This is a genomic window from Terriglobia bacterium, assembly GCA_036496425.1.
GTDB lineage: Bacteria > Acidobacteriota > Terriglobia > 20CM-2-55-15 > 20CM-2-55-15 > 20CM-2-55-15.
Map to the genome: position 1 here is coordinate 38,767 of DASXLG010000367.1, position 22,525 is coordinate 61,291.

General features: G+C 58.5%; 20 protein-coding genes. 9 read left to right on the forward strand and 11 right to left on the reverse strand.

The window, feature by feature from the left end:
• Positions 1–42: 42 nt before the first annotated feature.
• The 8 genes from VGK48_27160 to VGK48_27195 form a co-directional block, all read right to left on the reverse strand.
• On the reverse strand, positions 43–486 hold the full coding sequence (locus VGK48_27160; GenBank protein ID HEY2384871.1) for a cupin domain-containing protein: 444 nt from the start codon (positions 484–486) through the stop codon (positions 43–45).
• 49 nt (positions 487–535) lie between these two features.
• Positions 536–2,095, reverse strand: a complete 1,560-nt coding sequence (locus VGK48_27165) for a radical SAM protein (GenBank protein ID HEY2384872.1) — start codon at positions 2,093–2,095, stop codon at positions 536–538.
• 74 nt (positions 2,096–2,169) lie between these two features.
• Positions 2,170–2,532: an acetyl-CoA carboxylase biotin carboxyl carrier protein subunit gene (locus tag VGK48_27170; GenBank protein ID HEY2384873.1), complete on the reverse strand. Its 363-nt coding sequence runs from the start codon at positions 2,530–2,532 to the stop codon at positions 2,170–2,172.
• Positions 2,529–3,944 carry a biotin carboxylase N-terminal domain-containing protein gene (locus tag VGK48_27175; protein ID HEY2384874.1) on the reverse strand — a complete coding sequence of 472 codons (1,416 nt, stop codon included), beginning with the start codon at positions 3,942–3,944 and terminating at the stop codon, positions 2,529–2,531. The genes VGK48_27170 and VGK48_27175 overlap by 4 nt, the downstream gene beginning before the upstream one ends.
• Complete coding sequence (locus VGK48_27180) at positions 3,944–4,720, reverse strand: enoyl-CoA hydratase-related protein (GenBank protein ID HEY2384875.1); 777 nt, start codon at positions 4,718–4,720, stop codon at positions 3,944–3,946. The genes VGK48_27175 and VGK48_27180 overlap by 1 nt, the downstream gene beginning before the upstream one ends.
• 95 nt (positions 4,721–4,815) lie before the next feature.
• Positions 4,816–6,408 (reverse strand): carboxyl transferase domain-containing protein, encoded by a 1,593-nt coding sequence (locus VGK48_27185; GenBank protein HEY2384876.1) that lies wholly within the window; start codon positions 6,406–6,408, stop codon positions 4,816–4,818.
• Positions 6,392–6,796 carry a cobalamin B12-binding domain-containing protein gene (locus VGK48_27190; protein ID HEY2384877.1) on the reverse strand — a complete coding sequence of 135 codons (405 nt, stop codon included), beginning with the start codon at positions 6,794–6,796 and terminating at the stop codon, positions 6,392–6,394. Before VGK48_27190 ends, VGK48_27185 begins: the two co-directional genes overlap by 17 nt.
• Positions 6,796–8,394, reverse strand: coding sequence for a methylmalonyl-CoA mutase family protein (locus VGK48_27195; GenBank protein HEY2384878.1), 1,599 nt, complete (start codon positions 8,392–8,394; stop codon positions 6,796–6,798). The genes VGK48_27190 and VGK48_27195 overlap by 1 nt, the downstream gene beginning before the upstream one ends.
• Positions 8,395–8,443: 49 nt before the next feature.
• On the opposite strand from VGK48_27195, the gene proS reads away from it, so the two are divergent.
• The 6 genes from proS (at position 8,444) to VGK48_27225 (ending at position 13,454) form a co-directional block, all read left to right on the forward strand.
• Entirely contained in the window at positions 8,444–9,880 is a 1,437-nt protein-coding gene (gene proS / locus VGK48_27200; protein ID HEY2384879.1) for a proline--tRNA ligase, read from the forward strand.
• A 91-nt stretch (positions 9,881–9,971) separates the two neighbouring features.
• Positions 9,972–10,562 carry a cation transporter gene (locus VGK48_27205; protein ID HEY2384880.1) on the forward strand — a complete coding sequence of 197 codons (591 nt, stop codon included), beginning with the start codon at positions 9,972–9,974 and terminating at the stop codon, positions 10,560–10,562.
• Positions 10,543–11,940, forward strand: a complete 1,398-nt coding sequence (locus tag VGK48_27210; protein ID HEY2384881.1) for an amidohydrolase family protein — start codon at positions 10,543–10,545, stop codon at positions 11,938–11,940. The genes VGK48_27205 and VGK48_27210 overlap by 20 nt, the downstream gene beginning before the upstream one ends.
• A gap of 143 nt (positions 11,941–12,083) precedes the next feature.
• Complete coding sequence (locus tag VGK48_27215) at positions 12,084–12,833, forward strand: FTR1 family protein (GenBank protein HEY2384882.1); 750 nt, start codon at positions 12,084–12,086, stop codon at positions 12,831–12,833.
• A 1-nt stretch (position 12,834) separates the two neighbouring features.
• A complete protein-coding gene (locus tag VGK48_27220) occupies positions 12,835–13,041 on the forward strand; it encodes a hypothetical protein (GenBank protein HEY2384883.1) in 207 nt (68 codons plus the stop codon).
• Entirely contained in the window at positions 13,038–13,454 is a 417-nt protein-coding gene (locus VGK48_27225; protein HEY2384884.1) for an SRPBCC family protein, read from the forward strand. The genes VGK48_27220 and VGK48_27225 overlap by 4 nt, the downstream gene beginning before the upstream one ends.
• A 21-nt stretch (positions 13,455–13,475) precedes the next feature.
• Here the strand turns inward: VGK48_27225 and VGK48_27230 are convergent, their stop codons facing one another.
• Genes VGK48_27230 through VGK48_27240 form a run of 3 tightly spaced genes read right to left on the reverse strand, consistent with a single transcriptional unit; the run spans position 13,476 to position 18,686 of the window.
• Positions 13,476–16,592: an error-prone DNA polymerase gene (locus VGK48_27230; protein HEY2384885.1), complete on the reverse strand. Its 3,117-nt coding sequence runs from the start codon at positions 16,590–16,592 to the stop codon at positions 13,476–13,478.
• Positions 16,589–17,950, reverse strand: coding sequence for a hypothetical protein (locus tag VGK48_27235; protein ID HEY2384886.1), 1,362 nt, complete (start codon positions 17,948–17,950; stop codon positions 16,589–16,591). The genes VGK48_27230 and VGK48_27235 overlap by 4 nt, the downstream gene beginning before the upstream one ends.
• Entirely contained in the window at positions 17,913–18,686 is a 774-nt protein-coding gene (locus tag VGK48_27240) for a hypothetical protein (protein ID HEY2384887.1), read from the reverse strand. Before VGK48_27240 ends, VGK48_27235 begins: the two co-directional genes overlap by 38 nt.
• Before the next feature lie 55 nt (positions 18,687–18,741).
• Between VGK48_27240 and VGK48_27245 the strand changes: the two genes are divergently transcribed.
• The 3 genes from VGK48_27245 (at position 18,742) to VGK48_27255 (ending at position 22,473) form a co-directional block, all read left to right on the forward strand.
• Positions 18,742–19,389 carry a UdgX family uracil-DNA binding protein gene (locus VGK48_27245; GenBank protein ID HEY2384888.1) on the forward strand — a complete coding sequence of 216 codons (648 nt, stop codon included), beginning with the start codon at positions 18,742–18,744 and terminating at the stop codon, positions 19,387–19,389.
• A 160-nt stretch (positions 19,390–19,549) separates the two neighbouring features.
• Positions 19,550–20,698 (forward strand): tetratricopeptide repeat protein, encoded by a 1,149-nt coding sequence (locus VGK48_27250; protein ID HEY2384889.1) that lies wholly within the window; start codon positions 19,550–19,552, stop codon positions 20,696–20,698.
• Complete coding sequence (locus VGK48_27255) at positions 20,695–22,473, forward strand: chloride channel protein (GenBank protein ID HEY2384890.1); 1,779 nt, start codon at positions 20,695–20,697, stop codon at positions 22,471–22,473. Before VGK48_27250 ends, VGK48_27255 begins: the two co-directional genes overlap by 4 nt.
• Positions 22,474–22,525: the final 52 nt, after the last annotated feature.

A 22,525-nucleotide genomic window follows, 5' to 3' on the forward strand; every position in this document is an offset into this window, starting at 1 on the left:
TCTTGTGCCTTTTGTGCTTCTTGTGGTTCCTTCCCCTGCCTGTTATTTCTCTTCGGCAGGAGTGGAAGTTGCCGGTCCCATACCGACAATTTCGAGGACGCATTCTGCGTCTTTTGCGCCGTCATAATGGATCTGCTTTCCGTAGTGCACGACGAAGCTCCCCGCAGGAACGGGCTTCATTCCCGCGAGATCGTATTTCGGGCCCGTGTTGACCCACCACGTTCCGGACAGAACCGTGATGTAGCGATCGTTTGGATGAAAGTGCGGACGGCTGTTGTTATGTGGAAGCCACTTTTGCAGGACGATGTAGAGTCCTTCTTTCGAAGGATCGCCGACCAGTGTTGCGACTTCAGCGCCCTGGCCCTGCTTCACCCATTTAATGTCCTTCGGAAGCTGAATATTGATGGCCTTCGGGTTGAGTTCGGCTGCGCTCAGAGAGGCGAATCCGATAAAAAGGGCTGTGACGATGCCGGCGAGACGAATCATGCGTCCTCCTGATAGGTTTTCCAGGCGATTGTATAACGAACGGCTCGTCCTAGGAACTGGACGTCTGAATCTGCGGGTTTCCGGGTTGCGCGTTGTTCTTTCGCAATGAGACGAACGCTTCATAGCAGAGCGAGAACAGCGGCGAACGATTCTTCCATATCAGCGCGACCCAGTGCCGGCGTTTCATTTGCGGGAAATAGATACCGCGGAAGGCCAGCCTGGCAAAAAACATAATGGAGCGTTCAGGGAAAGGGCGCTTGCGGATCCGCTGCAGACCTTCGGCGATCGCTCTGGCGCTATAGGCGCGGGTCCATGCTTCCCGGACCTCGGCTTCAGCTGCCTCGATGCTGATTTTGTCGGGCGTGTATGCCATCTGAAATGGACGAAAGTCGAGCCAATGTTTAGGCCGCGTGAGCCGGCCGGCTTCGAGCAACCGGTCATATAGAGGAGTGGCGGGATACGGCGTCATCAGGCCGTAGACCGGAAGGCCCGGAGGCCACGAGTCCATCACGTCATGTGTCCGTTGCGCCACGCCAGGAGTGTCACCGTCCATCCCAAAGATGAAGGAAGTGATCGCGTAAATGCCACGATCGGCCAGACGGTCTAATGCCAGCTTGTAGTCACCCGGTTTGTTGAAGGCTTTGTTGACGGCAGCGAGATTCGCGCTGTCGACGGATTCCAGCCCGATGAAGATCCACTTTCCTCCGCTCGCCTTGATCAGATCGAGCAGTTCTTCATCCTTCAATAAATTGATGCTGACCTGCGCGACCCAAGGCATCGCCGCGCCCTGAGCGATGATGTCGCGCAGCAGCGACTTCGTTCGTTTGACGTTGATGGCAAAGTTGTCATCAATGAAAAAGACTCCCATCTGACCACGTTCGGCGGCGGCCCGGCGCTTCAAGCTCAAGAGTTCGTCGACCACGCTCTGATTCGAGCGGAATCGAATCGCATCACCAAAGAATCCCGTTACGGTGCAGAAATCGCAGCCGTACGGGCACCCTCGTCCGGATTCGATCGGGACGACGTACAGACTCTCCCAGTTGTTTGTGAATCGGCGGACCAGGGAGAGTATCGGTTTGGGAACCTTTTGCATGAGATTGAACTGCTGGAGATCCAGCGTCTCCCATGGGATTGGCGGATAGTCCGCCAGCGACGGTTTCACCTCGACGCCGCCTTCATTGACCGGCTTGTATATCTCCTGGAGGTTACCTGCGGCCGCATCGGCGATAATCCTGGGCCATGTGTGGTCGGCTTCCCCAAGAGCGATCGCGTCGGCGTGCCGCGGTTCGCCGCTTCTGCCGAGAGGCTCGTCCGGCACTTCGGTAACATGAGGTCCGCCAAACACGACTTTGGCGCCGGCGCCTCGAATCGCGTCCGCCATGCGGTAGGCGCGAGCCGCCATTCGCGTCATCGCGCTGATTCCTGCAAGTTGGATGTTCTTGTCGCGGACAAATTGCGCGATCTCCGCTTCTGTCATCGGATGCGCATTGCCGTCAATGAGATACACTTCGTGCTCAGGCGGCGTGAGCGCTTTCAGCAGGAACATCCAAAGATGGGGCATGAAGTTCCGCGTCACGCCATTGTCGGGACTGTATAAGAGAATATTCATCAGTTCGGGCGTACTGTATCAGTCCCGCGCCGCGGATGCCAAAGAAAACCGTTCGTGTTCTTGCCGCTGTCCGATTATTCGATGACAACAACAACCTGGCCCATCTCCAAACTCTCTCCCGGCTGGCAGCGGATTTCCGATATTCGTCCCGCTTTGGCGGCGTAGAGAGTGGTTTCCATTTTCATGGACTCCATGATGGCAACCGGTTGCTTTGGAGCGACGGCATCGCCGATCGCGACTTCGAGACGCAGCAGCTTGCCAGGCATCAATGCCGTGACTTCGTTCGAGCCGGAGTCCGTGCTCTGGTGAGCTGAATCGGATTGGGTCGGTCGAGGAAGATAGTAGGTTCTGCCGTCCAGCCAGACCGCAATTGCGCCGCGCCCGTGGAGAACGCGATAACGGTGACGTTTCCCGCCGATTTCAATGTACTCGATCATGAATTCCGCCAGGCGCCCGATGTCCAGACGTCTTGAAAGGCATCTTGTTTCGCCGCCGCGGCGCGGGGTTTGACGGATGCCACGGCCCTTACTTCCGGAGGAATTTCCGAAGGCGGCGCAAGCAACTGCTCATGCGCCGTGATGAATCCGGTATCGAGTTTCCCGGCGGCAAAGTCCTCGCTCGAGATGACGCGGTTCAGGAAGTCGATATTGTTGCGGACGCCTAACAGAACGAAGTCGTCCAGTGCGCGCTTCATGCGAGCGATCGAGGCCTCGCGGCTCGGCGCCCACACGATCAGCTTCGCCAGGATCGGATCGAAGTGGTGCGTTACGACGGATCCTCGCGCGATGCCGGAATCGAGCCGGACTCCGGGACCCAGTGGCGGCTCGAAAATCTCGACCGTACCGGTTGCCGGCCTGAAGTTTTCTTCCGGAACTTCCGCGTAAATCCGGCATTCCAGCGCGTGACCGGTCTGGCGAAGGTCGGATTGCGCGTAGCCCAGCTTCTGGCCGGAGGCGATCAGCACCTGCTCTCGAACGAGGTCGAGTCCGGTCGTCATTTCTGTTATGGGATGTTCAACCTGAAGCCGGGTGTTCATCTCGAGAAAATAAAACTTCCCGGACGGATCGAGGATGAATTCGACCGTTCCGGCGCTGCGGTATCCGGCGGCCTGCGCCGCCGCGACCGCTGCCGCGCCCATTTGCGCGCGCAGATCGCGTGTCATCACCGGCGAAGGCGTCTCTTCGATGATTTTCTGATGGCGCCGCTGGATCGAGCATTCGCGTTCGAAAATGTGGACGGCATGGCCATTGGCGTCTCCCAGAATCTGAAATTCGATATGCCGGGGCTGCCGGATGTACTTTTCGACGAAGACCCTTTCATTCCCGAACGCTGCGGAAGCCTCCCGCGAGGCGGAGGCCATCGCTTCCTTCAATCCGGCAGGAGATTCCACGAGGCGCATTCCTTTTCCGCCGCCACCTCCGACAGCTTTCACGAGAACCGGGAATTCGTTGGCCGGCGGATCTCCGCTCCACGTCGGGACGACCGGAACCCCGGCCTCTTGCATCACCCGTTTTGATTCGAGCTTGTCGCCCATCGTCCGGATTGTTTCCGCTTGCGGACCAATAAAGAGGATGCCGGCCCGATCGCATTCTTCGGCGAGTGAGGGATTTTCGGAGAGAAAACCGTATCCGGGATGAATCGCCTCGGCGCCGGTCTCCGTGGCAGCACGAACGATCTCCGCGGCGTCGAGATAGCTCGAGATCTCCCGTATTTCGCGGGTTGTCCGGACGTGGAGGGATTCCTTGTCCGGGTCTGTGAAAACGGCGACCGGTTCGATCCCCATCTCGCGCAAGGTGAAAGCGATCCGGATGGCAATCTCGCCGCGATTGGCAATGAGAACTTTCCGCATTATTTGTCGATCCAGGGTGGCTTCTGATGATCCAGAAAGGCCTGCATGCCGCGCTGCCCTTCGGTGCCCGTGCGGGCCTGCGCGATCGCCTCGGCGGCAAACTCCAGCGAGCTTTCGAGCGTGCGGGCGGCGACGCCGAAGATCAGATCTTTCGCCGCGCCGATCGCTCCGGGCGCCGATGTCAGGATCTGGGAAACTTTCGACTCGACCAGCGCGTCGAGGGCGGCTTCGTGCGAAACAACATGCTGAATCAGGCCGATGCTCATCGCCACGGGGGCGAGAAAACGCTCGCCGGTGATGAAGAACTCCCTGGCGCGCCCCGGCCCTACACGCGCGATGACGAATGGAGAAATGATCGCCGGAATGATGCCGAGTTTTACTTCGGTAAACCCGAATTGCGCGGACTCGAGAGCCACGCCGATATCACATGCAGCAACCAGCCCGGCGCCTCCGCCAAGCGCAGCGCCGTGGACGCGGGCGATTACCGGCTTCGGACACTTCGCGATCGCCAGATACATGCGGCCGAGAGCGCGCGCATCCGCCAGGTTCTCTTCGTAGGTGTATTGAACCATCCCCTTCATCCAGTTCAGATCCGCGCCGGCACAGAACGACTTGCCGTTTCCGGCCAGAACGATCACGCGAACATCGTCGCGGCGGCCGAGCTCGATGAACTCATCGGTGACCTGTTTGATCAGTTCGTCGTTGAATGCATTGTGGACGTCGGGACGGTCGAGGAAGACAAAAGCGACCTTCTTGTGGATATCAATCTTCAACATCTGGTACACGCTGCGCCCTGGCGGGCTTGCATTCGCTCCGCTCATCTAGTACACGCTGCGCCCTGGCGGGCTTGCATTCGCTCCGCTCATGTAGGTTACATCCGGAACACGCCAAAGCGGGTTTCCTCCTGTGGCGCATTCATTGCGGCCGATATACCAAGGGCAAGAACCATTCGGGTATCTAAAGGATCGATAACGCCATCGTCCCACAGCCGTGCCGTGCTGTAAAACGCGTTACCTTCTTCGGCGTACTTGTCGAGCGTCGGCTTCATGAATTCCTGCTGCTGCTCCGCGGTCATGGTTTTTCCGTGTGCCTTAAGCTGATCGAGCTTTACTTGAAGCAGCACATTCGCGGCCTGCTCGCCGCCCATGACGGAGATTCGCGCGTTCGGCCACATCCAAAGCTGACGAGGCCCGTAGGCCCTGCCGCACATCCCGTAATTACCGGCGCCATACGATCCGCCGATGATCACTGTAAATTTCGGCACGGCCACGCTGGCCACGGCATTGACCATTTTGGCGCCGTCCTTCGCGATGCCGCCTTCTTCAAATTTTTTGCCGACCATGAAGCCGGTAATGTTCTGCAGGAATACGAGAGGAATGTTGCGTTGTGCGCAAAGTTCGATGAAATGGGTTGCCTTCAATGCGCTTTCGGAGAACAGGACGCCGTTGTTTCCGATGATCCCAACGGAATAACCCCAGATTCGCGCGAATCCGCAAACGACGGTCGGCCCGTATAACGCCTTGAACTCATGAAACCAGCTTGCGTCGACGATCCGCGAAATCACCTCGCGGACGTCGTACGACTTTCTGAGATCGCTGGGAATGATGCCGTAAAGCTCCCGGGGATCCTGCTGCGGTTCTTCAGTCTCGGCGGCCTGCGGCGCCTGCTTCGTGGATTGAGGAATCGAACGGAAAATATCGCGGACGATGCGCAGAGCATCGGCGTCATTCCGGGCGCAATGGTCGGCAACGCCGGAAATCCGGCAATGAACGTCCGCTCCGCCCAATTCCTCCGCCGTGACTTCTTCGCCCGTGGCTGCTTTCACCAGCGGCGGTCCTCCGAGGAAAATGGTTCCCTGATTTCGAACAATGACAGCTTCATCGCTCATGGCAGGAACATATGCGCCGCCTGCCGTACATGACCCGAGCACCGCAGCGACCTGATAGATCCCCGTGCCGGACATTCGCGCCTGGTTATAGAAGATGCGTCCGAAATGATCGCGGTCCGGAAAAACCTCGGCTTGAAGCGGAAGAAAGGCGCCGCCGGAATCGACGAGATAGAGGCAGGGCAAGTGATTCTGCATCGCGATTTCCTGTGCCCGCAGATGCTTTTTGACCGTGATCGGGAAGTATGTTCCGCCTTTGACTGTGGCGTCGTTGGCGACGATGATGGTCTGATGACCTTGAATGACTCCTATGCCCGTGACGAGGCCGGCGCAGGGAGCTTCGTCGTCATACATGCCGGTGGCGGCCAGAGCGCTGAATTCGAGGAAAGGCGTCCCGGGATCGACCACCGCATCGATGCGTTCCCGGACGAACATCTTTCCGCGTTCCTTGTGGCGCTTGACCGAAGCTTCCCCGCCGCCCTTTTTAACTGTGTCGAGTTTTGTCCGGAGATTCGCGACCAGCGCTGTCATGGCCGCGTGATTGGATTGGAAAATGGCGTCGCTATTTTTTGCGTACATGCGAACGAACATAACGGACGATATCTTCGGTCGAGGCGCCAGGCTGAAAAATTTCAGCGACGCCCAACTCCTTGAGCTTGGTGACGTCCTGGTCCGGAATGATACCGCCGACAATCACCAGAACGTCATCGAGCCGCTCTTTTTTCATCAACTCCATGATCCGCGGGCATAACGTCATGTGCGCGCCGGAGAGCACGGACAATCCGACGACGTCGGCATCCTCCTGCAGGGCCGCGTTGACCACCTGCTCCGGCGTCTGCCGCAAGCCGGTATAGATCACCTCGAATCCGGCGTCGCGGAACGCGCGGGCAATCACCTTGGCGCCGCGGTCATGACCGTCGAGGCCCGGCTTCGCGACAACCACACGAATCTTTTCGGTCGTACTCATCAGAATGCCGGCTCCTCATATGTGCCGTACACGGCGCGGAGTTCGTCGCAGATTTCGCCAAGCGTCGCATATGCCCGTACGCAGTCGACAATGTACGGCATCATGTTGAGATCCGTCGCCGCCGCCTCCCTCAAGGCTTTCAGCGTTTTCTTCACCTGGCCCTGATCACGGCCTGCACGCAATTCCCGGAGCCGGTCGATTTGCGTGGCCTCGACCGATTCGTCGATGAGCAGGACATCGATCGGCGGTTCGTTTTCCATAACGAAGTCATTCACGCCGACAATGATCTTCTCTTTGCGCTCAATCGCCCGCTGGTATTCATACGAGGCGTCCTGTATTTCGCGCTGGGGAAAACTCTTTTCGATCGCCGCAACCATTCCGCCCATGGCATCCAGGCGATCGAAGTATGCCCAGCAGCCTTTCTCCATATCCAGTGTCAATCGCTCGAGGAAGTACGAGCCGCCAAGAGGATCGGCCGTATTCGTGATGCCGGTTTCGTGGGCAAGAATCTGCTGCGTCCGCAAGGCGATTCGAGCGGCATGTTCGGTCGGCAGAGCGAGCGTTTCGTCCAGCGAATTGGTGTGCAGCGACTGGGTTCCGCCCAGCACGGCCGCGAGCCCCTGAATCGCGACGCGGACGATATTGTTGTACGGCTGTTGCGCCGTGAGCGAGCAGCCCGCGGTCTGCGTGTGGAAGCGCAGAACGGCCGATTTCGGATTCTTGCAATGGAACCGTTCGGTCATCACTTTGTACCAGATTTTGCGCGCCGCCCGGTACTTGGCGAGTTCCTCAAAGAGATCATTGTGTGCGTTGAAAAAGAAAGACAGTCGCGGCGCAAAGTCATCGACATCGAGGCCGCGGCGGAGCGCCCATTCGACGTATTCGATTCCGTCGTATAACGTGAACGCAAGTTCCTGCAGTGCCGTGGAGCCGGCCTCGCGAATGTGGTAGCCGCTGATGGAGATCGTGTTCCACTGTGGAACGTGCTGCGTCCCAAACTCGAAGGTATCGACGATCAGCTTCATCGACGGTTTCGGCGGAAAGATGTATGTCTTCTGCGCGATGTATTCTTTCAATATGTCGTTCTGGATCGTGCCGCGCAGCTTCCTCCAGTCCACACCCTGTTTTTCGGCGACGACCAGGTACATCGCCCAGAGAATTGTGGCCGGCGCATTCGTGGTCATCGAGGTACTGATCTGATCGAGAGGGATGCCTTTGAAAAGCATCTCCATGTCGGCGAGGGAATCGATCGCAACGCCGCATTTGCCGACCTCGCCTTCCGACATGGGATGATCGGAGTCGTAACCCATCAGGGTGGGAAGGTGGAAAGCGACGGAAAGCCCGGTCTGCCCGTTTTTCAGCAGGTAGTGAAAGCGTTCGTTGGTGTCGGCGGCAGTGCCGAATCCGCTGAACTGGCGCATCGTCCAGAGCCGCCCGCGATACATCGTCGGATAAATGCCGCGGGTATATGGAGCTTCACCAGGATCGCCGAGATCCTTTTCGTAGTTGAGATCCCGGACGTTGTCCGCTGTGTACAGCCTGTCGATCGGTACGCCGGAAACCGTCGTAAACGGCCGGTCAGTGATGTCTTTGGCCATTAGAACGCTCCAAAATCCATTATACGCATGGTGCTATCATTGCAAGATTATGGCCGAAGCAAAGATCACCAAGCGCAGCGAAGACTACTCTCGATGGTATACAGACGTAATTGCCGCCGCAGAGTTGGCAGACTACGCCCCGGTCAAGGGGTGCATGATCATTCGGCCCAACGGCTACGCGATCTGGGAAAAGATGCAGCAGGCACTGGATGCCATGTTCAAGGAAACAGGGCATCAGAATGCGTATTTCCCGCTATTCATCCCGGAAAGTTTTCTTCAGAAAGAGGCGGAGCACGTCGAAGGATTTGCTCCTGAAGTCGCGGTGGTGACGCACGCGGGAGGTTCCAAGCTCGAAGAGCCGCTGGTGATCCGGCCGACGTCGGAGACGATCATCTGGAATTCATATCGCAACTGGATCCAGTCCTACCGCGACCTGCCGCTGCTGATCAACCAGTGGTGCAACGTCGTCCGCTGGGAGATGCGGACGCGCCTGTTTTTGCGGACCGCGGAATTCCTCTGGCAGGAAGGCCATACTGCGCACGCCACACCGGAAGATGCGGAAGAAGAGACGGTACGGATGCTCGGCGTGTATCGCCGCTTCGCCGAAGAGTACATGGCGCTGCCGGTGATCGAAGGCCGGAAGTCGGACAAAGAGAAATTCGCAGGCGCCCAGCATACATATTCGATCGAAGCCATGATGGGAGACGGCAAAGCCTTACAGGCCGGCACCTCTCACAACCTGGGACAGAATTTTTCCAAGGCATTTGACGTCACTTTCCAGAGCGAGAAGGGAACCCGCGAATACGTTTACGCGACAAGCTGGGGACTTTCGACACGCATGATCGGCGCACTGATCATGGCGCACGGCGACGACAACGGCATCATGATCCCGCCGAAGCTTGCAACCATACAGGTGGTCATCGTGCCGATTTCCCGCAAACCTGAAGAACGCGAACGTGTCATGCAGGCTGTGGATGGTTTTACGGCACAATTCAAGGCCGCCGGGATCGGCTTCAAAGTTGACGACCGGGATCAGCATAGTCCGGGCTGGAAGTTCAACGAGTGGGAGAAACGCGGCGTCCCGCTGCGAATCGAAGTTGGTCCGAAGGATCTCGAGAAGAACCAGGTGATGCTGGCCCGCCGCGACAACCGGGAGAAGACACCGGTTTCGCAGGATGGATTAGGCCAGACCGTGCGCCAGATGCTCGACACGATTCAGACGTCCATGTTTGAACGGGCCAAGGAATTTCGGGAAAAGCACAGCTATCGCGTCGACGATTACTCGAAGTTCAACGAAATCCTCGACGGCGAAGCAGGATTCCTCTGGTGCCATTGGTGTGGCTCCGGTGAATGCGAGGAGAAGGTCAAGGATGAGACCAAGGCCACCATCCGGAATATTCCACGGGACTCCCCACCCGAGTCCGGAAAATGCATCAAGTGCGGTGCGCCTTCCGAGCGCCGGGTTATTTTTGCGCGAGCATATTAGAAGAACGGAACACAAGAAGCACAAGAGGCACAAGAATCGGTCTTTCTTGTGCCTCTTGTGCTTCTTGTGTTCCGTTCCCTAGACTCTCATCATGTCTGACGATCGCGGGACCTGGATCCGGCATTTCCTGTATCTCGCCCTGTTTGCGGCGGCATTTCACAGTCTTCAGTTCCTCGCCTCGCTCTTACTGTGGGTCAATACCAGTTCCCCCGTTCTCATGGCGTACGGCGTCGATGCTGCAGTCAGCGCGTTTGCCGCTCTCGTTCTCGCGGCGCGCCTCGAGCGCGACTGGCGGAATAAATTCATTGCATACGGTTATATGCTCGCCGCCGCGCTGTCCTTCTATCTTGGCGCGTCCATGTTGTGGATCGGCCGGCGTCCGCGGACCAGCATCCTCGGGATCGTCCTGGCGGCTGTCTCGATGCTCGTTATTCCCATCGTTGGCTCTTACATGAAAGTTTTAGCGGTGGAACTTCGCAGTCAGGCGTTAAAATCGGCAGCGATATTCACATTCGGCAACTCGTACCTTTCGATGGTCCTTCTGACTGCTTTGCTGGTGAGCTACGGGATGAACTTGCGGTGGGGCGATCCGCTGGGTGCGCTGGTGATGTTTCCATTCATGGCGCAAAAAGGGATTCAGATTCTGCTCGAGGAAGGGAAGCATGAATACGTGGAAGATTAAGGCTGCTCTGGTCTGCCTGGTTTGCCTGCTTCTTGGGCCCGTGTCCGGCGCGCAACCGCAGCAGCGCCCGAATGGCGTGATCGTGATTCAGGGCGCGACGATCATCACCGGAACCGGCAGTCCATCCATCCGGAACGGTACGATCCTGATCGACGGCGGCCGCATTCGAGGCGTTGGCGCGAAAGGTGAGGTCCAGGTGCCGAAAGATGCCCAGGTCATCGATGCGCGCGGCAAATGGATCATTCCCGGTCTGATCGATGCGCACGTTCATTTCTCACAGTCGGCCGGTCTCTATACGCGGCCGGACGTCATCGACCTCCGCAAGTGGCGTCCGTACGAAAAGGAAATGGATTGGATCAAGCAGCGGCTGCCGTACACCCTTGCGCATTACATCGCTTCGGGCATTACCGGCGTGGTCGACTGCGGCGGGCCAATGTGGAATTTCGAGATGCGCGATATCGCCAATCGTACGGCAAAGGCGCCCCGCGTCGCCGTCGCAGGGCCGTTGATTGCAACTTATCTTCCCCCGACGACCTGGCCGAACGACCCCGACATCGTCAAGCCGAATACTCCGGCCGAGGCCCGCGCGCTTGTACGCAAGCAGTTAGAACATAAGCCGGATCTGATCAAGCTGTGGTGGATCCGGACACCCGGGGATAATCTCGATCAACAGGTCCAGATCATGTCGGCCGCTATCGATGAAAGCAAGTCCCGTGGCGTTCGCGTGGCCGTACACGCCACCGAACTCGAGACCGCGAAAGCCGCCCTTCGCGCCGGCGCGGACATCCTCGTCCACAGTGTCAGCGATCAACGGGTCGACGCGCAGTTCATCAATCTCGTGAAGAGCCGCGACATTATTTATATGACCACGTTGTGGGTCGAGGAAGGCTACCGCATGGTTCTCAATCAGCAGGTCTCTTTGAATGACTTCGAAAAGAAGGTCGGCGATCCGGAAGTGATTGCCACCTGGAGCGATCTCGCCAAGATTCCACCGGAGCAGATTCCCGGCGGTATCCCGGACATCCTTCCGCCGCCGAAGCGGCCGGTCGCCTATGACAACCTGATGATACTGGAAGCTGCAGGGGTCCGGATTGTCGGCGCCACCGATGCCGGCAATATCGGAACACTTCACGGGGCCTCGCTCCATCGTGAATTCGAACTGATGGCGGATGCGGGCATGCGGCCGATGGACATCATCGTATCGGCGACAAAGAATGCCGCAGCCGTCATGGGACGCCAGGCCGAGCTCGGGACGCTCGAAAAAGGGAAGTACGCCGATCTTGTCATTCTCGACGCGGATCCGCTCGTCGATATCAAGAACACCAGGAAGATTTCCAGAGTGATGAAAGCCGGTGAATTCTATGAAGGGGGAAATTAGCCGCAGATGACGCGGATGGCGCAGATGGGCGCGCACGAAAGACCTTTGCTGCGCCCATCTGCGCCATCCGCGTCATCTGCGGCTAATTTCCCCCTCCTATTTTTCCTTGAAAATGAGAATCATTTTCACTTAGGCTTGTAACCATGTTGCAGGCATTCATCGTCGTCTTCCGAGAAGGGTTCGAATCATTCCTGATCGTCGGCGTCATTCTGGCTTACCTTCGCCGCATCGGCCAGCATCGGCTGGTGCCGGCGATGTACTGGGGAATCGCAGCCTCCGTTCTGGCCAGTACCGGTCTTGGATACATGTTGTCTCGCGGCGTGAACGAGTCCCTGTGGGAAGGCATACTGGGTCTTGTGACTATCGTTCTGGTCGGGTCGCTGGTCGTCCATATGTGGAAGGCCGGCGCGCACATGAAGCGCGATATGGAAAGCAAGCTCAGTGAGATTTCCCAGCGTTCTTCGCGGTGGGCATTTGCCGGCGTGTTCTTTTTCACGCTGGTGATGATCACCAAAGAGGGCATGGAGACGGTGTTGATGCTGTTCCAGATCCAGGGTTCCCGAAGCCTGGCGACGGGCGTGTTCCTGGGAGTCGTGGGTGCGACGGCGCTTGCCTGGAGTTGGGTGAGATTTGGACATCTCATCAACATCAAGAGATTTTTCCAGGTCACCGCGATCTTCCTGATGCTGTTCATGGTGCAGATCGGCATCTACTCCTTCCATGAGTTTTCCGAGGCGCGGGTTCTTCCCAACAGCGAGGCCCTGCACGATGCGACCGAGCCGTTTTCGTCCGATGGCATCTACGGCCGGTGGTTTTCGGTCGTGGCGATCGGAGCCTGTGCGGTCTGGCTCGCGGGCGCCAAGGTGAACGACAGCATCAAAGTTAAGATTTAGCGTGATCAAATTCCTTCTCTGGTGCGTCCTACTGGTACTGTGCTGGCCGCTTGCGCTGCTGGCGCTGGTGTTGTATCCCATCGTGTGGCTGATTCTGTTTCCTTTCCGGCTGGTGGGGATTGTGGTGACCGGTGCCCTCGACCTGATCTGGACTATCGTCACGTTGCCGGCGGCACTGCTGCGTAGACTGACGTTTCAGCACCAATGATCAAGAAGACCGTAGAGATCGACGCGCCGCCGGGACGGGTCTGGCCGGTCCTGGCCGACGTGGAGCGATGGCATGAATGGACGCCGTCGATCCGGAGCATCAGGCGATTGGAAGGCGGTCCGTTTACTGTCGGAAGCAGTGCATGTGTCTCGCAACCCAAACTGCGAGAGGCGATCTGGACAGTCTCGCACTTGGAGCCAGGCCGGGGTTTCACATGGACGTCCGGCGGCTCGGGCTTGTTTCGGGCGACCGGAAGTCACCTCATCGAGCCGTCCGGCAACGGCAGCCGCGTCACCTTGTCGGTGGAGTTCAAGGGCTTATTGGGCGGACTCGCCGGCCTCGCATTCGGCAAGCTGACGGATGAATACCTTGCCATGGAAGCTGCCGGCTTGAAACGGAAGTGCGAACTGTAGGGAGCGGCCGGATCCAGGCGGTTAGTGAAAATCGTGCGACGCTACCGGGGCATTGCTGACCGGCAGCAGTTCAAGCCTGGCCGTCTTTACGGAAACCACGTTGTCGACATTCTGAAGACGGCCGTCGACGAGCAGGAACTTGCCGGACACGATCGTGAACCGGTTCTGCTCGAAGATGTCGGGTGTGATGATGACATTCGAAATTCCAGTCTCATCCTCGAGGCTCAGAAAAACAAATCCCTTGGCCGTTCCCGGCCGTTGCCGGCAGATTACTGCGCCGGCAACACGAACGTGCGCGCCATTAGGGATTGTTGTCAGGTCGCTGGCGCAAAGAACTCCCATTTCATTCATTGCATCGCGGTAATACGCCATCGGATGTGGTCCGACCGTCATGCCGGTTCCATGAAAATCCGCAACGAGGCGTTCTTCGGAAGTCATTTGCGCCAGCGGCGAGTCTCCATCGGCTTCGTCGATCGGCTCCAGTAACGGACCGGTTTTCCGGTTCGCGCGTTCGACCTGCCACAGCGCGTCGCGCCGGTGGATACGGTGTTCCAGATTCAGGAAATTCATCGCTCCTACTTCCGCGAGGAGAATCAATTCCCGTTTCTGTAATTCCGGAACGCGGCGCGCCAGATCGTCCACAGACGTGAATGGAGCCCGGTTGCGAGCTTCGACAAGCGCATGCGCGGCGGATTCGCGCATGCTTCTGACGTAACGCATCCCCACGCGCATGGCGCCATGTTCGAGAGTGCAGAGCCAGTCCGATTTCGTGATGTCGATCGGTTTGACCTTCAGGCCGTGACGTTGCGCATCTTTGACCAATGTCGCGGGACTGTAAAAACCCATCGGCTGGTTGTTGAGCATCGCCGCCGTATATGCGGCGAGGTAATGACATTTCAGGTACGCGCTGGCATAGGCAAGCAATGCGAAACTGGCGGCATGCGACTCCGGAAATCCATAAAGCGCAAACGACGTGATGGAATGAATGATCTGATCCTGCACCTCGCCGGCAATCCCATTCTGATCCATTCCCTGGCGCAGTTTGACCTCGACCTCCTTCATCCGCCTTTCGGACCGTTTAAACCCGAACGCGCGGCGCAATTCTTCTGCCTGGCCGCCGCTGAATCCTGCGGTCAGCATGGCCATTCGCAGCAATTGTTCCTGGAAGAGCGGCACACCGAGCGTTCGTTTCAGTACAGGTTCGAGCGATGGATGCGGATACGCGACAGGCTCCCGCCCCTGCCGCCGCTTTAAATATGGATGCACCATGTTGCCGACGATCGGACCGGGCCGGATGATCGCCACCTGCACGACGATATCGTAAAATCGGTCGGGCCGCATCCGAGGCAGGCACGACATCTGCGCGCGGCTTTCAATCTGGAACATGCCGACCGTGTCCGCTTTTTGCATTGCGGCGTACGAGGCGGGGTCGTTTTCGGGAAGATGGGCGAGATCGACTTCTTCATCATAATGATCCCGGATCAGGTGGATGCAATCCTCCATGACCGCCATCATTCCCAGCCCCAAGAGATCGACTTTCACGATGCCCACATCGGCGCAGTCGTCCTTGTCCCATTGCACGACGTTGCGGCCCGGCATTGTCGCCGGTTCCAGCGGTACGACCGAATCCAGCTGGCCCTGGCAGATCACCATGCCGCCCGAATGCTGTCCGAGGTGGCGCGGCAGATCCTGCAATCGCAGGCACAGCTCGAGGAATTTTCGGATGCGTGGCTGCCGCATATCGAAGCCGGCGGTATGGAACTGCGCTTCCAGCGTATCGGAGGCGTCTTTGTATTCGAAATGTCCCACCAGGCTGGAGAGGCGATCAAGCGTGGACGCATCGAAACCCAGCACTTTCCCGGTTTCACGCGCCGCGGACCGGCCGCGATAGGTAATGACATTCGCCGTCATTGCGGCCCCGAGCGCGCCATACCGTTCGTACACATATTGAATGGCGCGTTCGCGTTGATTGCCGCTGGGAAGGTCGAGATCGATGTCCGGCCACTCGCCGCGTTCTTCGGAAAGGAATCGTTCGAAAAGCAGGCCCATTTTCACCGGATCGACCGCGGTAATACCCAACGCATAACAGACGGCGCTGTTCGCCGCCGAGCCGCGGCCTTGAATGAGGATATTGTTCTTGCGGCAGAACTGGACAATATCCCAGACGATCAGGAAATAACCTTCCAGGTGCAGCTTCTCGATCAACGTCAGTTCACGCTCGATCTGTTGCCGTGATTTTTCATCGTAGGGCTGGAAACGATTCCGCGCGCTTTCAGAGGTGCGTTTGCGCAGAAAAGAAGCCATCGTCTCGCCGTCGCCTACTGGATATACCGGAAACTCATAACCCAGGTCTTTCAATGTGAATCGCAGGCGTGAGGATACTTCGCAGGTGTTGGCGGCCGCTTGGGGGACGTCTTTAAAGAGCCGTGTCATCTGCTGTGCCGTTTTCAAATGCCGCTCGGAGTTTTTCGAAAGCAGACGGCCAGCGGTTTCCAATGTCCGGTGGTTTCGGATGCAGGTGAAGACATCGAGGATCTCCCGTTGAGCGGGCGTTGCATAGCGCACGCCATTGGTGGCAATCAGCGGAAGACGGAATGTTTCCGCAAGCGCGATGGCTTGCTGATTGACGGCTTCTTCTTCGCGGTCGTAGTGGCGCTGGAGTTCGACATAAACGTTCCGGCAACCGAAAATTCCGGTTAGACGGTCGAGCGCACCGCTGCCGTTCCTGTTGCGGATAGCGGTGGTGAGCGGCCCGTGCTCACCGCCGGTCAGGCAGATCAGCCCGCGCGCATGCGCGGCCATCTCATCTTCTGTGACTGCGCCTTTGCCTTTCGGCGCGCGCAGCTTCATGCGCGTCAGCAGACGGCAAAGGTTCTGGTAGCCCTCCCGCGTTTCGGCAAGCACTGGATAACGGATGCCGGTTGTGGCGGTCACCTCCGCGCCGATATGGGCTTGAATGCCGGCCTTCTTCGCCGCCAGGTGAAATCGCGGTGCGCCGTAGACGCCGTCCCGGTCCATGAGCGCCATGGACGGCATGCCGTATTCCGCGGCGGCTCCGATGAATTCCTCGGGCAGGGCGGCGCCGTCGAGAAAACTGAATGCGGAGCCGGCATGAAGTTCGATGTACGGCGCGGTCAATCGTAGACTCCGTGGGCGTACCAGCGATCCAGATGGACGTCGTAATAGATACGGTAAAGCGCATCGAGGACCTCGATATCCCATTCCTCGCGATCCCATGTGTTGGGCCGCCACCAGTCACCCGACGTGCGCCACGGTCCGCTCGCTGTGGCCACCGGTCCATGCTTGCCATGCCACGCGATCCAGCTGGGGATGCCGCCGCGCAGTTGGACGGTGGCTTCGAGCGGCGGGCGGAAAACACGACAGGATAGATTGCTCTCCCCGCTCAAGGGCCGGAGGCCCGACAGAGTGTAGCCCCAGCCGTAAGGCTGGGGTGAACGGTCTGTAACAGCGGGCAGCGCCGGAGGTGTGTAAGTCGGGCCTCCGGCCCTGTTGGGCAACAGGCCCGTAGCGCCCGCGGCACTCGAGAACCTCTTGACTGCAATCCCATCCGGGCGATGCGTATCCAGAATCTCCGGCGCACCGACATTCTCCTCACCCACCACCGCCTTCAACCGCGCTAACGTCAGCTCCAGTTTTTCCGGCTCCGGCGAGAGCGGCACGAACAACCCGTTCTGCACCACGCGCGGTTTTGCCGGAATTGCTTCCAGCTCCACTCGGCGAATCGCCTCCCGGGCCGGATGCGCTTCCAGATCCAGGGTCAGGAGCCGCGTCAGCAGCCGCGCATTCCTTACAGGCAGCGGCAGATTCAAAACCCGCAAATACTTTCCCAGCGCCAGCCGCACTTCATGCGTTGCGAGATTCCTCGATCGCATCCGCGAGCAGATCTGTTCCAGCATTCGCGACAAAATGAATGTCAGCGGCTCGATCGTCGTGATTTCATAATCCAGTTCCAGGACTTCCACGAATCGAACCGGATCCACGTGCGGCACCAGCGTGCGGGCGCCAGAGCCGCGCGCCATCTTGTGAAGCTTGGCGCCGTCCTGGCCAAGACGCTCCGCCACCTGAATCGGCGGGAGTTGCGCAAATGCGCCGAGCGTGCGGATGCCCCAGCGGTCGAGCGTTTCCAGAATTTCGGAAGAAGGGGACAGAACCTGCAGCGGGAGATGGTTCAATCGCGCCGCTTCGGTTCCGCGATTCACAACCGTGATGCCGCTGAACCCGCGCGCGGCGCAGATGGCCGCATCCGCATTCGCCGCCAGCGCGATATTGGCCTGGATGCCGCGTTCGCGCACCCGTTCGGCGACCTGCTCGGCAATCTGCGGATACGATCCGAAAAGCCGCTCCAGTCCTTCCGCATCGAAAACAACGGTACCGGTCGATGTCTTTTCCACGCGCGGCGAGAACGCGGCCGCGCAGTCGAGCAGGATGGCATCCGTTTCAGCGGATGCATTCGGAATATAGATGCACGCGAACATGAGTTACTGGTTTCGCCCTGTCGGGCGCATATTCGCTCCGCTCATGAGTTAGTGGTTTCGCCCTGTCGGACTCACATTCGCTCCGCTCATGGGATTTCAAAGAGCGTGGCCTGCGGGAGCGCACCACTTCGATATTCAAATTCAAGCCGTCCAGAAGGGTCGACCATTCCGCGCCACTGGTTTTCATTCGGAGCACGAGTGCGGCGGCGGATTTGACGATACTGTCGGAACTGATGACAACGAGCGCAGTCGGCGTCTTCTCGATCGTGCGTTGAAATCGGAACCACGATGCCAGGGAGATCGATTGAACGTGCGGCAGCGGAAGATCCGTCAGATCCATCACCACGCGGCCGAAACCGCCGCCCTGCAGCAACAGATCCGTGGATTTCAGAACCTGATCGAGTTTGTGGCAGCGCACCCACAACAAACGCTGCAAGTCCAGGCCAGCGGCCGCCGCCGATTTCGGATCGAACGCGTCCGTTCCATCCACCAGCGCACAGACTTCATCGCCGGCCGTGGCTTCCACAAGGATGGACACCATGGCCGACGTGCGTCCGGATGTCGGCGGGCCAAAAATTTCGGTGATGGCGCCGCGGGGCAGTCCTCCCGTCAGCGTGTCCAAGGGTGCGATTCCTGTCGGAACGCTTTCGAGAACACGTCGGTCGAGGTCGGTAAATGGCAATGGAACCCGTTCACTCAAGGCGGATTCCAACCGGGAGCGGATCACTGATTGCATAAAGTTAATCGAGAACAGATTTCTTATACCGTACATTTGTATGGTAGTCAATCCGATGCCGAAACGAATTGAAACGACAGCACTTCCTTTGATTCCACCCGATCCGACGATTCCCAGACTGCGTCTTGCGGCCTCGAATTGCCGCGCCTGTGAACTGTGGAAACGGGGTACCCAGACCGTTTTTGGAGAAGGCGGCCCGAAAGCCCGGGTCATGCTGATTGGAGAACAGCCGGGGGATCAGGAAGACATCCAGGGCCGCCCATTTGTCGGACCTGCGGGAAAAGTTCTCGATAAAGCTCTACAGGAAGCAGGCATTGATCGGGACGACATCTATGTCACGAATGCGGTGAAACACTTCAAATGGGAGCCACGAGGGAAGCGGCGTATCCACAAAAAGCCGAACTCGATGGAAATCACCGCCTGCAAACCGTGGATCGAAGCGGAAATCGACGTTGTGAACCCCGACGTTATCGTCTGCCTCGGAGCGACCGCCGCACAGGCGCTGCTCGGCCGCCAGTTCCGGGTTAGTATCCAGCGCGGTACATGGGTTTCATCGCCCTATGCGCCTTTCGTGATGGCCACCGTCCACCCCTCATCGCTGTTGCGTGCGCCGGATGAAGAAACCCGCCACCGCGAAACGGAACGTTTCATCGAGGATCTCCGGCTCGTGCACGAAGCACTGAAGAAACATAAGGTTGCATGACAAGGTCGGGAACGGGGAATAGCCACAAAAGGCACATAAGGGACCACAGAAAGCACAAAAACGTAAGGTCATTCTAATGTTTTGTGCCTTTTGTGGTTATTCCCCCTCTGGAATTCTCCAGCCTCGTACTACGATATCAGGGGGGACCGCGCTGTCATCGATGATCCGACTTCCGAAGAACCTGAGGCTCCGTGAGCCTTTACTCATCATTATTTTGATCATACTTGCGTCGATATTGTTCGCCGTGACGCATGCTTACACGCAGGCTTATGATCGCCGCCGTACCGAGTTGGGGCAGCAGTGGTTCGATTCGGCTTTGGCGGAGCTGCGCAGCGGGAGTGCGAACTCCGCGGTGGAGGGATTTCAGACCGCGCTCAGCTATGCTCCGGCAAACTGGGACTACCGGCTTGAACTTGCAAGAGCTCTCACTGCCGCGAATCGCACAGCCGAGGCGCGCGCCTATTACCAGACGCTCTGGCAGACGAACCCCGACGACGGTTCCGTCAACTTGCAGCTTGCCCGTCTCGCCGTGCAGAACGGAACCAGGGAAGAAGCCGAACGCTATTTCAACGGCGCGATTTTCGGTATCTGGGAAAGCGATGCTGCTGAAAACCGGCGTGCAGCGCTCTTCGAGATGATCGACTTCTATCTGCGGCAGAATAATTACGGCGCGGCGGACTCCGAGCTTACGGTCCTGTCCGCAAATATTCCCGAGGATCCGAATACGCATGCGCGCGTCGCCGGACTGTTTCTGCGCGTCAACGACAACGCGCGCGCTCTCACCGAGTTTCGCTCCGCGCTGTTGCGGGATCCGAAGAATCCTGCCACGCTCCGGGGAGCCGGCGAAGCCGCGTTCCGGCTGGGCCGGTATCGGGATGCAAAATCCTTTCTCGACAGCTCGCTGCGCTTCGGTCCGGAAAATCAGTTCGCGCGCGATCTTCTGGCCACGATTAATGCCATTCTGTCGCTGAATCCGCTCGAGAGCCGCATCCCTTCGTGGGAAAAAGCGCAGCGTATCGTTCGCGGTTTTCAGATCGCAGGGGATCGTCTCAATGCCTGCATGATGCAGCTTCAAGCTGCTCCGGCGAATCCGTCGTCGATAGGGCTTGGTGAGTTCTCGGAAAAATGGATGATGCTGGCCCCGATGGTGCAGGAGCTGAAGTTGCGGAACGACGCGGACCTCTCCCAGGAAGCCATGGAACTCACATTTTCGATCGAACAGCAGACAAGTACCCTCTGCGGTCCGCCGCCTGCGGGCCCCGACATGGCATTGCTCACCATCGCCCAGGCGCGGCCTAAAGATCAATGAGCACATCCGAAGATCTGCTTCGGCGCCTGGGCGCACAGCTTTCCTATAACGAAGAACGCTTTTTTCTCGTCCTCGCGATTTTCATCGGAATCATTGCGGGCATGGCGGTCGTCTGCTTTCGTGTCACGATGGAGTGGACCCACCTCTTTTTGCTCGGCTCGTCGATTACGCCGACGCTGACGCGCGCGTTTCTTGCGCCTTCGCTGACCGGGTTGGTGATCGCCGGTCTCGTTTTCACTGTGTTCGGCGGCGCGCGCGGCAGCGGATTGAACCAGACGAAGGCCGCTCTTTACGTTTCGGATGGGTATATCCCGTTTCGAACGGTCATCGGTAAATTCATCACCGCGACGCTGGCGATCGGTTCCGGTCATTCGCTCGGGCCGGAAGATCCGTCATTGCAGATCGGCGCCGGGCTGGCCTCCGCTTTCGGACAAAATCTGAAGCTTTCCCGCAAGAAGCTTCGCCTGCTGGCTCCGGTCGGCGCCGCTGCGGGTCTGGCAGCGGCGTTCAACGCTCCGATTTCCGCCGTGCTGTTTGTTATCGAAGAAGTCATCGGCCACTGGAGCGCGGGAATCCTCGGAGCCGTGGTGTTGTCAGCCGTGTCCAGCGTTGTGGTCATGCGCGCGTTCCTCGGAACGGAGCCTCTGTTCCGCATTCCGCCGACAAGTGTTTCGCGCTGGCAGGAGCTGCTGGCATACGCGGTCCTGGGTATCCTCGGAGGCTTGGCATCCGTCGCGTTCTCGCAGGCTATTGAATGGCTTCGTCCGAGAATGAAAGCGTTTCCGCTGAAAGCGCAGTTTTTTCAACCCGCGATTGCCGGACTTCTGCTCGGCTGCATTGCGGCGGCCGGGTTTCCGCAGGTCATGGGCGCCGGCTACGACTTCATGGATCAGGCAATGCACGGCCAATTCACATGGCAGGTGCTGGCGATCCTCGCCGGACTCAAAATCGTTGCGACCACGGTCTCCTACGTCAGCGGAACGCCAGGCGGCATGTTCGCGCCGACGCTTTTCATCGGCGCAATGCTGGGGGGATCTGTCGGCACTGTCGAGCGATTGCTTTTCCCGAATTTGACGGGCTCGGTCGGAACTTACGCGCTGGTCGGCATGGGAGTTTTATTTGCGGGTTTCCTGCGGGCTCCGATCACGTCGGTGTTCATGGCGCTCGAAGTGAGCGGCGATTATTCGATCATTCTCCCGGTGCTGGTCGCCAATATGCTGTCATACCTGATCTCGCGGCAGTTGCAGAAAGTCCCGGTCCTCGAAGTTCTCACGCGGCAGGACGGCCTCTACCTTCCGGCTCTCGAAGAAGAGCGGGAACACGAGTCGCTGCTTGTCGAAGACGCCATGCGCGAACCCGCGGTCAGCCCATTCGACGGGAAACAGACCGTGGCGTGGGCCCGCGCGATTGCGGGAACCGAACCCGGCGGTAAATTCCTCGTTATCCTCGATGAGCGGAAATGGTCCGTCGTGACCTCCGAAGAACTGGAAGAACTCACCAGTGACGGCAAAGCCGGACAGCCGCTCGATGCGGTGCTGCCGGACCGCGCCGTGCCCTATCTCTATCCCGACCAGGACCTCGACGTCGCGCTTGGTTATACGCAGGAGTGGACCATGATTCCGGTCGTGAGCCGCACGAACAATATGCGGATTCAGGGCGTCATCGAACTTGCCGACGTTCTGCGCGCCTACCGGCCCACCCACGCCGAAGAGACCGGGGAGGGGGAAACAACCACAAGAAGGACATCACGCACAAGAACGGGATCCGTTTTGTAACTCTTGTGTCTCTTGTGCTTCTTATATCCACTTTTCGAAGACGATCGGCGAA